The sequence below is a fragment of the Rhodopseudomonas sp. AAP120 genome (genome assembly GCF_001295845.1).
Lineage (GTDB): Bacteria > Pseudomonadota > Alphaproteobacteria > Rhizobiales > Xanthobacteraceae > Rhodopseudomonas.
On sequence record NZ_LJIC01000045.1, the window covers coordinates 1 to 12770 of the forward strand.

Below are 12770 nucleotides of genomic sequence, written 5' to 3' on the forward strand. Positions count from 1 at the left end.
CCCATCCACGGCCACAAGCACGGCCTCGCTTGAAATCGTGGATGCCCGGGTCAAGCCCGGGCATGACGATCTTTGTGCGGAGACTGCCGAGACCTTTATCTGCCGCCGAAAGGCGGCAGCGCCCCTCATACCAGCGTCAGCGTCACGTCGATATTGCCGCGCGTCGCGTTGGAATACGGGCAGACGATGTGAGCGCGGTCGACCAGCGTCTGCGCCTGCTCGCGGTCCATGCCGGGCAGGCTAATCTTGAGTTCGACCTCGATGCCGAAGCCGGTCGGGATCGGACCGATGCCGACCGAACCGGTGACGCTGACGTCCTTCGGGATCGGAAGCTTGTCACGCCCGGCGACGAACTTCATCGCGCCGAGGAAGCAGGCCGAATAGCCGACCGCGAACAGCTGCTCGGGATTGGTGCCGGGACCACCGGCGCCGCCGAGCTCCTTGGGGGTGGCGAGCGCGAGATCGAGATGCCCGTCGCTGGAGACGCCGCGGCCGTCGCGACCTCCGGTAGCGGTCGCGGTGGCGCGGTAGAGAACCTTTTCGACTGACATGATGGTCTTCCTTTCGAGGGGAGGTCGAGAGAAACTAATTAGTCGCACAGCTTAAAATCGTGCACGATATATCTGGCGGGCGGGTTGTCGAGGGCGTCGTCCTCATGCCGCCTCGAACAAGTGGTCGCGCACCTTGGTGAGCTTGTTGCGCAGCTCGACGATCTCCTCCAGCGAGCCGCCCATCGCGGCGCCGAGGCAGTCGGGCACGTGCTTGAGCTGCTGACGCAGCGCCCGCCCCTCATCGGTGAGGCTGACGATCACCTGCCGCTCGTCCTCGGCCGACCGCCGCCGGCTGATCAACCCCCGCGCTTCCAGCCGCTTCAGCAGCGGCGTCAGCGTCGTTGTCTCGAGATAGAGTTGATCACAGATCTCCGAGACGTTGACCCGGTCCCTCTCCCACAGCACCAGCAGCACGAGGTATTGCGGATAGGTCAGATCGAACTCGCGCAGCAGCGAGCGATACACTTTGTTGACCCCGAGCAACGTCGAGTACAGCGCGAAGCAGAGCTGGGACTGCAGCTTCTGCTTATCGCCACCACGCGGCAAACGGATCGAGGATGTCGGGTTCGATTTCATGAACCATAATTTATGTCGCGCGCGATATATTTGCAAGTGGACGGGCGAAACACGCGCGCGAATGTCGATCACGTCATTGCGAGGAGCGAAGCGACGAAGCAATCCAGCCTCGATGCACGAAGCTGGATTGCTTCGCTTCGCTCGCAATGACGGAGAGCGCCGCAATGAACAATTTGTCACGGGACTTCGACTTAGGCTTTGCCGATGATGCGGGCTCTTCCCGCCAGCCTCTCGCAGAAAGCCCGCGAAGCGCCTATCTTCAATCCGAACAAGATCGGGAACCCATCTCATGACCAACCCAGCCCAGACCTCCCTGCTCGACCGCGCCAAGCTCGATCGCGATGCGGTGCGGCGCGAACTGACGCGGGGGCTCGCGGGGGCGGACGATGGCGAGCTGTTTCTCGAATACAGCCAGACGGAAGCTCTGGCGTTCGACAACGGCCGGTTGAAGCAGGCGACCTACGACACCGCGCAGGGATTCGGGCTGCGCGCCGTCAAGGACGATGCGGTCGGCTACGCGCATTCGTCGGACGTGTCGCTGCCGGCGCTGATCCGCGCCGCCGACGCCGTCGCGGCCGTCCGCAGCGACTACAGCGGGTCGCTGGCGGTGGCTCCGGTGCACACCAACATCCGCCTGTACGGCGACGACAACCCGCTCGACGCGCCGGGCTTCGAGGCCAAGGTCAAGCTGCTGGCCGAGATCGACGCCTATGTGCGCGACAAGGACCCGCGGGTGCGGCAGGTGTCGGTGTCGGTCGGAGCCACCTGGCAGGTGGTCGAGATCCTGCGGCCGGATGGCGAGAGCTATCGCGACATCCGTCCGCTGGTGCGGGTCAACGTCTCGGTCGTGGCCGGCCAGGGCGACCGCCAGGAGAGCGGCTCCAAGGGCTATGGCGGCCGCGAACCCTATGCGCGCTTCATCGAGACCAAGGCCTGGCGCAACGCCGCCGACGGCGCGCTGCGCGAGGCGCTGGTCAATCTCGAATCCGTGCCGGCGCCCGCCGGCGAAATGGACGTGGTGCTCGGCCCGGGCTGGCCCGGCGTGATGCTGCACGAAGCCGTCGGCCACGGTCTCGAGGGCGATTTCAACCGCAAGAAGACCTCGGCGTTTGCCGGCCTGATGGGCCAGCAGGTCGCCGCCAAAGGCGTCACCGTGGTGGACGACGGCACCATCTCGGCGCGGCGCGGCTCGCTGTCGATCGACGACGAGGGCACCCCGACCAGCCGCACCGTGCTGATCGAGGACGGCATCCTCACCGGCTACATGCAGGACCGCCAGAATGCCCGGCTGATGGGCATGAAGCCGACCGGCAACGGCCGCCGGCAGTCCTACGCCCACGTGCCGATGCCGCGGATGACCAACACCTACATGCTGTCCGGCCAGCACGATCCGGCCGAAATCCTCGCCTCGGTGAAGAACGGCATCTATGCGGTGAACTTCGGCGGCGGCCAGGTCGACATCACCTCAGGCAAATACGTCTTCCAGTGCACCGAGGCCTACAAGATCGAAAACGGCAAGATCGGCGCGCCGCTGAAGGGCGCGATGCTGATCGGCAATGGTCCGACTGATTTGCACCGCATTTCCATGATCGGAAACGACATGCAGCTCGACGACGGCATCGGCACCTGCGGCAAAAACGGCCAGGGTGTGCCGGTGGGTGTCGGCCAGCCGACGCTGCGGATGGATCGGATTACGGTCGGAGGCACGGGCGGATGAACAGCAAGGCGGGCGTGATGACGGGCGCGGTTCGGCGCTGGGGCGCGCAGCTCGGGCAATTGGCGGCGGTGGTGGCGATCGTGCTGGTCGGCAAAGGCGCGCTGGCGGAGCCGTTCTACGTGCCGTCGGGCTCGATGGAGCCGACGCTGCTGATCGGCGACGCGCTGCTCGCCTCGAAATATCCCTATGGCTATTCCAGCGCCTCGCTGCCGATCCACGTGGCGTTTCCGGAGACCGGCCGCGTGTTCAGCGCCACGCCGCATCGCGGCGACGTGGTGGTGTTTCGCTGGCCGGGCGACCGCTCGCAGGTCTGGGTCAAGCGGGTGATCGGCCTGCCGGGCGACCGCGTCGAACTCACCAACGGCATCGTCCGGATCAACGGCGTCGATGCCACGGTGAAGCCAGACGGCGTCGGCAAGGCCGAAGATGAAGACGGCGCCTACGAGACCGCGGCGAAGTACGTCGAGACGCTGCCGGGCGGCGTCTCGCATCCGATCTTCAAGCTGTACGACAACGGCCGGCTCGACAACACGCCGGAAGTCACCGTGCCGCCGGGACATCTGTTCGTGATGGGCGACAACCGCGACAACTCCTCGGACAGCCGCGTGCCGGTGCGCCAGGGCGGCGTCGGCCTGCTGCCGATGGACAATCTGGTCGGCCGCGTCGACGCCATCGTCGGCTCGTGGAATCCCGGCGTCCGCAAGGAGCCGCTGACCAACTGGGTTTCCGGCTTCCGGATCGCACGGTTCTTCACGTCGGTGCACTGAGCTACGTCGAACGTAGGATGGGTTGAGCGCAGCGAGACCCATCAAGGGCCCCGTCGGGAGGGATGGGTTTCGCGAAACGCTCAACCCATCCCACGCGCTGCCGCGTCGCGACGGCGCTCGAGAGCAATTCTGCTTTTCTTAGAATCGGAGCGGAAGATCAGTAACTCCTACCACACGCACGACCTCATGGTGAGGAGGCGCGCAGCGCCGTCTCGAACCATGGGCCACCGAGAATGCGTTGCCCCATCCTTCGAGACGCCCGGCTACGCCGGGCTCCTCAGGATGAGGATTCAGTGCCTGCGGAAAGGTAGGATCGTTTCAATCAAGCGATGAAGCGCTCTAACGCACCACGCCAGATACAAACCCCGGCTTACGCCGCGGCGGCTTGACCTGGTTTTTCAGGAAACAGCGCGCGTTGCGGCCGACCAGGCCGGGCCGCGCATAAGTCCAGGCGCGGCATTTGTTGTCCTGCTCGCAGGCGGCCTTGCAGGCATCGTCGCCCTCCCCCGCCTTCATTTCGAAATTGCGGAAGTCGCCGCCGTAGCGATCGATCGAAGCCTCGACCGAGCCGTTACGCGGCTCGATCACGCCGGCGCCGCGCACGCCGGACACGCAGCAATTGCTCGGCGTCCGCTGCGGCACGCCGCTCTTCAGCCAGCACAGCGCGCCGTCCTCGGGGACCTGCGGATAGGAGAACGTCCACGACCGGCAGCGGCGGTCGCGTTCGCACATCAGCGCGCAGTCCGCCGGATCGTTGCTGTCGACCGGCAGCCGCAAGTAATCGGCGCCGGGGCGGTCGAAATTGGCCTGCGCCTGCGCCGCGTGCGGCGTCAGCGCTGCCGCAGCCACGACGAGCAAGACCAACCATGCCCCCAGGAGGCCGCCTCGCCGCATTCACGCTCGCCTTCGTGTTAGGCCCGAGTTCAAGGTTCCAACAAAATTGGAGACTGGGCCGCAGTTCCAAAATGGCATCTGACGGTCGCTGACCTGTACGCGCGATGAACGGACATGTGTGGCTCGGTCACAGAATCGATCACGATGGCGCGCCGCAGAGCCAAGCACAGATGCACAGACCCGTCATGCCGTTCTTTCAGCCCGCGCCGGTGAAGGCCTCGGTGGCACGACGCGAATCCCGCCGGAACGCGAACCAACTCGGCACTCGGCGACCCGCGCGGCGGATTGCCGCGCACCGCTCGGGCTCAGAACGCGTACTCGTCATAGGCCGGCTCGACCGAGCCGTGCCAGGCGCCGTGGTACTTCTCCAGCATCTCCTCGGCCGGCGAGCGGCCGCAGGCGAGGATCTGGTCGAGCGGCGCCAGATGCCGGGACTCGTCGTTGCCGAATGCATCGATCCGGCCCCGCCGCCGCAGCCCGGCATGCGACAGCACCAGACATTCCTTGGCGATCTCGAACAGAAAGCGATTGCGGATCTTCGCCTTGAAGCCGAGCCGCGGGACTTCGTCGCGCAGCGCCTGGCGCTCCTCGGCGGTCCAGCTTTTCACCAGCTCCCAGGCCGCATCGAGGCTGGTATCGTCGTAGAGTAGGCCGACCCAGAACGCCGGCAGCGCCGGCAGCCGGCCCCACGGCACGCCATCGGCGCCGCGCATTTCGAGGTAGCGCTTCAGCCGTACCTCGGGAAAGATCGTGGAGAGATGATTGGCCCAGTCCGACAGCGTCGGGCGCTCGCCCGGCATCTTGTCGTTCTTGCCGTCGAAGAAAGCGCGGAACGACGAGCCCGAGACGTCGATATACTGATCGCCGCGCTTGACGAAGTACATCGGCACGTCGAGCGCGTAGTCGACCCAGCGTTCGAACCCCATGCCGGCTTCGAACGCCCACGGGATCATGCCCGAACGGGCGTTGTCGGTGTCGCGCCAGATCTCCGAGCGGAACGACAGCAAACCGTTCGGCTTGCCTTCGGTGAACGGCGAATTGGCGAACAGGGCGGTGGCGATCGGCTGCAGTGCCACAGACACGCGCAGCTTCTTGACCATGTCGGCTTCCGACGAGAAGTCGAGATTGGTCTGCACCGTGCAGGTCCGGTACATCATGTCGAGGCCGTAGCGGCCGACCTTCGGCATGTAGTTGGTCATGATCTTGTAGCGGCCCTTCGGCATCACCGGAATCTGTTCGCGCGACCACGACGGCGTCATGCCGAGGCCGAGGAAGCCGATGCCGAGCGGGGTCGCGATCTCGCGCACCTGCGCCAGATGCGCCATCAGTTCGGAATGCGTCTGATGGATGTTGTCGACCGGCGCGCCCGACAGTTCGAACTGACCGCCCGGCTCCAGCGAGATCGCGCCGCCGCCGGTGACGTCGTGCAGCCCGATGATATGCGGGCCCTCCATGATCGGCTCCCAGCCGAGCAGGATCTGCATGCCCTCGAGTAGCGCGCCGATGCCGCGCGCGCCTTCGTAGGGCACCGGATGGTGGCCGTCGAGGGTGAACGGCGTCTTCTCGTGCTCGGTGCCGATGCGGAAGTCGCACGGCGGTTTGACGCCCGCTTCGATCCAGCCGACGAGTTCGTCGCGCGAGTTCAGCGGCGTCATATCGATCTGGTCACGCGCCATGGCACTTCCGGAAGCAGCGCGCGGGACGAGGCGGCGCAGGGTGGCAGGAGCCGCGGGCGAAACGAGCCGCGGGTACGAGGGGTGAGCTGTGTATCATCGCGCCGCCGCGCTGTCTCTGTCGTCCGGCACCGCGGGCGTGCCGTTGCAGGCGCAGCCGAGCCGGTCGAGCAGCCCGCACAGCCGCGCCGCGTCGGCATCGGACAGTTTCGAGCCGACGTGCTTTTCGATCGCGGCCGAATAGGCGGACCACATCTTCTTCTGCAGCTCGCGTCCGGCGTCGGTGATTTCGACGAACTGGCCGCGCTTGTCCATCTTGCATTCGCGGCGCGCCGCCAGCCCTTCGTCGACCAACCGGTCGATCAGCCGCGACGTCGAGTATTGCGGAATCAGCATCTGCTTTTCGAGTTCGACCGGCCGCATCTCGCCGCCCGGCGCGCGCGTCAGTTCGAGCAGCGCGTCGTACCAGGCGAGCGGCGGGAAGCCGGCCTTCTTCAATTCCTGCTCGACCGCATCGAGCACGCGGCTGCGCACCCGCATCAGGCGCGCCCAGGCGGCGGTCGCTTCGGTCGAGGGTTTGCGTTTCATCGCCTCATCCATCGTGCCGGGAGTCTACTCCAGCGGATGCAGATGCATCAATCTTGACTCCTCCATGCAGGCGCATTTAATCGCCGGCGCGCGTGTTTTCCATGATCCTCGGGGAGGAATCTCGATGAAGCTGTATTATTCGCCCGGCGCCTGTTCGCTGTCGCCGCACATCGCGCTCAGCGAATCCGGCCTGTCGTTCGAACTGGTGAAGGTCGACCTCCGGGCCAAGAAGCTGGAAAACGGCGACGACTACACGCAGATCAATCCGAAAGGCTCGGTGCCGGCGCTCGGCCTCGATGACGGCAGCGTGCTGACCGAAGGCCCGGCGATCGTCCAGATGATCGCCGACAAGGTCGGCGGCGGTAAGCTCGCACCTGAGAACGGCTCGCCCGAGCGTTATCGCCTGCAGGAGTGGCTGAACTTCATCTCGACCGACCTGCACAAGAGCTTCGGCCCGCTGTTCTCGCCGGTGCTCGGCGACGATGCCAAGCAGTTCTTCAAGGACCGCATCGCCAAATACTTCGTCTACGCCGACAAGCAGCTCGCCGGTAAGGACTACCTGATGGGCTCGTCGTTCACGGTGGCGGATGGTTACCTGTTCGTGATCCTGAACTGGTGCGACCGGATGAAGATCGATCTGGCCCCCTACCCGAACCTCGCCGCCTTCAAGGCCCGCGTGGCTGCACGGCCGCAGGTCCAGGCCGCGCTGCAGAGCGAAGGGCTGCTGCAGAAGGCCTGATCAAGCTCCACCCCGATCTGAAGCGGCGGCGCGGGCGATCCGCGCCGCCGCTTTCGCATTCGCGGTAAGTCCCAAGTCTCGTGACGGAATTCGGCCGCGTCCGGATCTCGCGATGCAAATGCGCCGGAGTCCGCTAACCGATCCTTAGCCAGGAACCCCGCGCGCATTCTCGCTGGCCGCAACCTGAAGAGGTGTTCCTTCCTTGATTTTCCACGCACAACCCACGTGGAGAACAAGCGATGAGCACGACAGCGAACGGCAATCCCTCCCCGGATCGTACGAACACGATGATGGGGTCGGCTGCGGCTTTCTCCGAAAGCCAGGCCACCGGATATCCGCCGGACGGCACCTACGGTATCGGGAGATACTATGCCGATCAGCAGGCCGGCAACGCGCAGGACGCCGGCACCCCGGACTCTGCCGCGGCACCAGCCGGTGAGCCGACAGCTGCCCAGCCGGACTATGGCATCGGCCAGCAGGCAGCGCCCTCTGGCGGTGCGGCCCAGCCCGGAACGAACCAGGCGCAGGCCGGTGCACCGGCCGGAGACGGCGCCAATGGCGCTACCGGCGGCGCAGCGGACGGCGAGACGCCTGCCCAGAACGCCGGCGCAGGCGATAACGCGCCGCCAGCTGCGAGTGGCGATGCCGGTGCGGCTCCCGGCGGCTCGGCCAATGGCGGCGACACTGCCGCTGGCGGCCCGATCGGCAGCGGATCGCCGATCGGTGACAACGGCATCACGGACCAGCTCGGACTGACCTCGCTGGTGAACGACGTGCTGTCGCCGCTCGGCGGCGGCACGACCCTGCGGCTGGCAGGCCACGACGCCGTGACGCAGCCCGTGCTGGACGTTGCCAATACCGCGGTCCTCGACCTGCATAACGTGCTGGAGACGCTGTCGCACCAGACCGGCACCTCGGACATCGTGCATGGAGTCACCAATCTGGGCGAAACCATCGGCCTCGGTGCGATCGGCGCCGCGCCCGGCGCGGACGGCAACAGCAACCTGCTGACCGACGTGCTCAACCTGCCGGGCGACGCGCTGAGCGGCAATCTCGGCGGTTCGATCGATCACATCGGCGGCGACCTGTCGGACGTCGTCGATGCCACTTTCGGACTCGGCAATGCCGTGCTGAACGGCGCCGACCCGCTCAATCCGGTGCCTGAACTGATCAACGGCCTCGGCGGCAGCCTGCAGTCCAACCCGCTGCTGACGCTGGGCGGCACCGACGGCGACGGCGGCAACGGCCTGCTGAACGGGGTCGTCGGCGACCTGTCGCATTCGTCGAGCGGGCATCTGGTGGATGTCGGCGTCGACGGCATCGACACGCCGCTCGGCGACGGTCTCGCGCTCGACCTGCTGTCGACGCCCGACGGCGCCGCCTCGCCGATCGACGTCAGCGCGCTCGACGTCGGCCCGAACGGTCCGCAGCTGATCGACCTGACGCTCAACGGCGACTCCGGGCTGTTGGCGGATCAGCAGGGCGGGCTCGGCAACGTCCTCAACCTGGACGGCCTCGGTCAGGATCTGACGGACGGCGCGTTGCTGTCGCTGAACGGCGGCAACACCGGCGCCGGCCTGCTCGGCGGCGACGCCCTCAACCTGAACGGCTCGTCGACCGGCCACCTCGTCGACGCCAATGTCGACGACACCGGCACCTCGCCGCTGGTGGTCGACGCGCTGGCGGCGACCGGCACCGGGCCGCAATCGCCGATCGACGTCAACGCCGTGGATGTCGGCCCGAACGGCCCGCAGGTCGCGGACGTCGGCGTCAACACCGATGCGCCCGCGCTGTCGCTGGCGTCTCTCTCGGGCGGCAGCGACGGGTTGGTCGGCAGTCTCACACAGGTGACCAGCATCGGCGCGGCCGACAGTGCGCCGCTATCCGACCTCGGATCCATCGAAGACGTCGCGGCGCTCGCGCCGATCGGCGGTGATCACGGCCTGCTGCACCTCAACGGCACGCAGATCATCTGAGCCTACGCACGACCAATCGGAGGCGCGGGATACGTCCCGCGCCTCGAGCCTCTCCGTCTCTCAAAATCCCACAACAATAACGACGAGACACATCCGATGATCGGCTCCCGGCTGCGGCTTTCGACGCTTCCTCCTGCGATCCGCGCCGCGCTGGCGTCGATCCGGCTCCCGCTGGTCGTCATCGTGGTCGCCAGCGCGCTGATCAACCTGCTGATGCTGGCCGGTCCGATCTTCATGCTGCAGGTCTACGACCGCGTGCTGCCGAGCCGCAGCCTGTCGACGCTGACCGGCTTGCTGCTGATCGTCGCGGTGCTGCTGATCATCCAGGGCGTGGTGGATTCACTGCGCAGCCGGCTGCTGCACCGGATCAGCGAGGCGTTCGACGCTTCGATCCGCGACGCCGCGTTCGACGCCACTCAGCACGCCGCGCTGACTCGCCGCGACGGCGATCCGCTGCAGACGCTGCGCGACCTCGACAGCGTCCGTGGCTTCATCGCCGGCAGCGGACTGATCGCGGCCTGCGACCTGCCATGGACGCCGGTGTACATCCTGGTGTGCACGCTGTTTCATCCGCTGATGGGCCTCGCCGTTGCGATCGGCGCGCTGGCGCTGTGCGCCATCACGGTGGCGACCGAACTCTCCACCCGGACCCCGACGCGGGCGCTGGTCGGCCTTGCCAATCAGCGGCGCGCCGCCGGCGAAACCGCCGTGCATCATGCCGAGACAGTGCGGGCGCTCGGCATCGGCACGCGGATGCGGCAAATCTGGACCGAGCGCAGCGACGCCTTCCTCGACGGCCAGCGCCGCGTCGCCGATCTCAATGGCGGCTTCGGCAGCGCGTCGCGTTTTCTGCGCACCGCGCTGCAATCCGGAATTCTGGCGCTCGGCGCTTATCTCGTGGTGCTGCAGGAGGCGACGCCGGGCGTGATGCTGGCAGCCACCATCCTGTCGGTCCGGGCGCTGGCGCCGATCGAACTGGCAATCGCCAATTGGCGCGGCTTCATCGCCAGCCGCGAAGCCTTGCAGCGGCTGTGCGGCCAGCTCAACGCGATGCCGCAGGCGACTGCGCTCACCGAGCTGCCGCGGCCGCAGCGCTCGCTTGCGGTCACCGGCGTCAGCCTCACGGCGCCGCGCACCGAGCGTCTGGTGGTCAACAATGTCAGCTTCCAGCTCGCCGCCGGCAGCGCGGTGGCGATCATCGGGCCGAGCGGCTCCGGCAAGTCCACCTTCGCGCGCGCGCTGGTCGGCATCGTGCCGGCGCTACGCGGCGTGATCCGGATCGATGGCGCCGCGCTGGCGCAATGGGACCCGGCGCGGCTCGGCGAAGCGATCGGGTATCTGCCGCAGGACGTCGCGCTGTTCGCCGGCACGGTCGCGCAGAACATCGCGCGGTTCGCAGCGGCGCCGGATCCCGCCCGGATCATTGCCGCCGCGCGCCAAGCCGGCGTGCATGACATGATCCTGCGACTGCCGAACGGCTACGAGACCGAGGTCGGCGACGGCGGATCGATGCTGTCGGGCGGCCAGCGGCAGCGCATCGCGCTGGCCCGCGCACTGTATGGCGATCCATTCCTCGTCGTACTCGACGAGCCCAACTCCAACCTCGACACCGAGGGCGAGCAGGCGCTGCTGCAGGCGATCAAGCGCGTGCGGGCGCGCGGCGGCATCCTGGTGATCGTCGCGCACCGGCCGACGCTGCTGTCGGCGGTCGATCATCTGTTGGTGCTGAACGGCGGCCAGTTGCAGGCGTTCGGCCGCACCGAGGCGGTGCTGCCGCTGCTGGCGCCGCAGCAGGTGGCGCCGACGGTGGCGAAGCCGGCCGCGGCAAAACCCGCCGCGACTAAATCCGCGACGCCGAAACGCAAGCGCACGCCGGCCGCCGAGGGAGCGATCACATGACCAGCACGTCGCATTCGATCCGCGCCCATATCATCGCGGTCGGCATCGCGGCCGGCTTCATGGTGATCAGCATCGGCGTGATGAGCGCCGCCACCGAGATGGCCGGCGCGGTGATCGCGTCGGGCTCACTGGTGGTGCAATCCGAGGTGAAGAAGCTGCAGCATCCGACCGGAGGCGTGGTCAAGGAACTGCTGGTCGGCGACGGCACGCGCGTGAAAGCCGGCGATGTCGTGCTGCGCATGGACGAGACCGTGGCGCGGGCCAATCTCGCGGCGGTGGACAAAGCGCGGTGGGAGCTGGAGGCGCGGCAGGCGCGGCTGCAGGCCGAGCGCGACACCCGCGACGACGTGCAGTTTCCCGAGCTGCTGACTGAAGAGACCGACCCGACCGCCGCCGCGATCGTCGCCGGCGAGCGCCGGTTCTTTCATCTGCGCCGCGATGCCGCCGACGGCCAGAAGCGGCAGCTGCGCGAACAGATCGCGCAGCTCACCGAACAGATCGCCGGCCTCGGCGATCAGCTCACCGCCAAGCAGCAGGAGACCGAGTTTCTGGAGAAGGAGCTCGGCGGCGTGCAGCAGCTGTGGGATCAGCGGCTGGTGTCGATCAACCGGCTGACCTCGCTGCAACGCGACTCGGCGCGGCTGCTCGGCGAGCGCGGCCAGCTCACCGCGTCGATTGCGCAGGCCAAGGGCAAGATCTCCGAGACCGAGCTGAAGATCCTGCAGATCGACCAGGATTTCCGGAGCGATGTCGCCAAGGAGCTCGCCGAGGTCCGCGCCAAGCTATCGGAGACGGTCGAGAAGCAGGTCGCAGCGCGCGACGCCGCCGACAAGCTCGAACTCCGCGCACCGCAGGACGGGCTGGTGCACGATCTCACGGTGCATACCAAAGGCGGTGTGATCGGCGCCGGCGACACCATCATGACGATCGTGCCGGATCATGAGCGGCTGCTGGTCGAGACCCACATCGCCCCGCAGGACATCGACCAGATCCGCATCGGCCAGACCGCGATGCTGCGCTTCACCAATTTCAACCAGCGCACCACGCCGGAGATCGACGGCGACGTGATGCGGATCGGCGCAGACGTCTCCCGCGACGACAAGGCCGGCGCGAGCTATTTCGTGGTCCGCATCGCAATCCCGCCGGACCAGATCGCCAAGCTCGGCAAGACGCACCTGATGCCCGGCATGCCGGTCGAAGTCTTCGTCCGCACCGCCGATCGCACGATGCTGTCCTATCTGATGAAGCCGCTGGCCGATCAGATGCAGCGGGCGTTCAGGGAGAAGTAGACGGCTTCAGGGCGAGGCGGTCGTCGTAAATGTGGAAGGCGAGCCGGGCACAGCTCACCTCTCCCGCTTGCGGGAGAGGTCGACGCGCGAAGCGCGGCGGG

The 12770-nt window shown here is 67.1% G+C and carries 11 protein-coding genes; 6 read left to right on the top strand and 5 right to left on the bottom strand.

Going from position 1 to position 12770, the window contains the following annotated elements; genetic code table 11:
• Positions 1–125: 125 nt before the first annotated feature.
• Positions 126–551, bottom strand: a complete 426-nt coding sequence (locus IP86_RS08160; protein ID WP_054162022.1) for an organic hydroperoxide resistance protein — start codon at positions 549–551, stop codon at positions 126–128.
• A gap of 102 nt (positions 552–653) precedes the next feature.
• Complete coding sequence (locus IP86_RS08165) at positions 654–1127, bottom strand: MarR family winged helix-turn-helix transcriptional regulator (RefSeq protein WP_054162023.1); 474 nt, start codon at positions 1125–1127, stop codon at positions 654–656.
• A 289-nt stretch (positions 1128–1416) separates the two neighbouring features.
• Here IP86_RS08165 and tldD point away from each other — a divergent pair, with 289 nt between their 5' ends.
• Positions 1417–2844, top strand: a complete 1428-nt coding sequence (gene tldD / locus IP86_RS08170) for a metalloprotease TldD (RefSeq protein WP_054162024.1) — start codon at positions 1417–1419, stop codon at positions 2842–2844.
• Positions 2841–3611 (top strand): signal peptidase I, encoded by a 771-nt coding sequence (lepB, locus tag IP86_RS08175; protein ID WP_054162025.1) that lies wholly within the window; start codon positions 2841–2843, stop codon positions 3609–3611. Before tldD ends, lepB begins: the two co-directional genes overlap by 4 nt.
• Positions 3612–3950: 339 nt before the next feature.
• Here lepB and IP86_RS08180 read toward each other — a convergent pair whose 3' ends face one another.
• The 3 genes from IP86_RS08180 to IP86_RS08190 all read right to left on the bottom strand — a co-directional run bounded on the left by IP86_RS08180 (position 3951) and on the right by IP86_RS08190 (position 6766).
• Positions 3951–4505, bottom strand: a complete 555-nt coding sequence (locus tag IP86_RS08180; protein ID WP_054162026.1) for a PAN domain-containing protein — start codon at positions 4503–4505, stop codon at positions 3951–3953.
• Positions 4506–4810: 305 nt separating this feature from the next.
• Positions 4811–6181: a glutamate--cysteine ligase gene (locus IP86_RS08185; RefSeq protein ID WP_054162027.1), complete on the bottom strand. Its 1371-nt coding sequence runs from the start codon at positions 6179–6181 to the stop codon at positions 4811–4813.
• A 93-nt stretch (positions 6182–6274) separates the two neighbouring features.
• Positions 6275–6766 carry a MarR family winged helix-turn-helix transcriptional regulator gene (locus tag IP86_RS08190; RefSeq protein WP_054162031.1) on the bottom strand — a complete coding sequence of 164 codons (492 nt, stop codon included), beginning with the start codon at positions 6764–6766 and terminating at the stop codon, positions 6275–6277.
• A gap of 124 nt (positions 6767–6890) precedes the next feature.
• Between IP86_RS08190 and gstA the strand changes: the two genes are divergently transcribed.
• The 4 genes from gstA (at position 6891) to IP86_RS08210 (ending at position 12669) form a co-directional block, all read left to right on the top strand.
• A complete protein-coding gene (gene gstA / locus IP86_RS08195) occupies positions 6891–7505 on the top strand; it encodes a glutathione transferase GstA (RefSeq protein ID WP_054162028.1) in 615 nt (204 codons plus the stop codon).
• Positions 7506–7744: 239 nt separating this feature from the next.
• Positions 7745–9481, top strand: coding sequence for a hypothetical protein (locus IP86_RS08200; RefSeq protein WP_156332438.1), 1737 nt, complete (start codon positions 7745–7747; stop codon positions 9479–9481).
• Positions 9482–9577: 96 nt separating this feature from the next.
• Entirely contained in the window at positions 9578–11380 is a 1803-nt protein-coding gene (locus IP86_RS08205) for a type I secretion system permease/ATPase (RefSeq protein ID WP_082363892.1), read from the top strand.
• On the top strand, positions 11377–12669 hold the full coding sequence (locus IP86_RS08210) for an HlyD family type I secretion periplasmic adaptor subunit (RefSeq protein ID WP_054162030.1): 1293 nt from the start codon (positions 11377–11379) through the stop codon (positions 12667–12669). Before IP86_RS08205 ends, IP86_RS08210 begins: the two co-directional genes overlap by 4 nt.
• Positions 12670–12770: the final 101 nt, after the last annotated feature.

Coding starts and splice junctions, on each gene's coding strand:
- lepB (WP_054162025.1), top strand. CDS start 2,841: ATGAACAGCAAGGCGGGCGTGATGACGGGCGCGGTTCGGCGCTGGGGC.
- IP86_RS08165 (WP_054162023.1), bottom strand. CDS start 1,127: ATGAAATCGAACCCGACATCCTCGATCCGTTTGCCGCGTGGTGGCGAT.
- IP86_RS08160 (WP_054162022.1), bottom strand. CDS start 551: ATGTCAGTCGAAAAGGTTCTCTACCGCGCCACCGCGACCGCTACCGGA.
- IP86_RS08210 (WP_054162030.1), top strand. CDS start 11,377: ATGACCAGCACGTCGCATTCGATCCGCGCCCATATCATCGCGGTCGGC.
- IP86_RS08205 (WP_082363892.1), top strand. CDS start 9,578: ATGATCGGCTCCCGGCTGCGGCTTTCGACGCTTCCTCCTGCGATCCGC.
- IP86_RS08180 (WP_054162026.1), bottom strand. CDS start 4,505: ATGCGGCGAGGCGGCCTCCTGGGGGCATGGTTGGTCTTGCTCGTCGTG.
- gstA (WP_054162028.1), top strand. CDS start 6,891: ATGAAGCTGTATTATTCGCCCGGCGCCTGTTCGCTGTCGCCGCACATC.
- IP86_RS08185 (WP_054162027.1), bottom strand. CDS start 6,181: ATGGCGCGTGACCAGATCGATATGACGCCGCTGAACTCGCGCGACGAA.
- IP86_RS08190 (WP_054162031.1), bottom strand. CDS start 6,766: ATGAAACGCAAACCCTCGACCGAAGCGACCGCCGCCTGGGCGCGCCTG.
- tldD (WP_054162024.1), top strand. CDS start 1,417: ATGACCAACCCAGCCCAGACCTCCCTGCTCGACCGCGCCAAGCTCGAT.
- IP86_RS08200 (WP_156332438.1), top strand. CDS start 7,745: ATGAGCACGACAGCGAACGGCAATCCCTCCCCGGATCGTACGAACACG.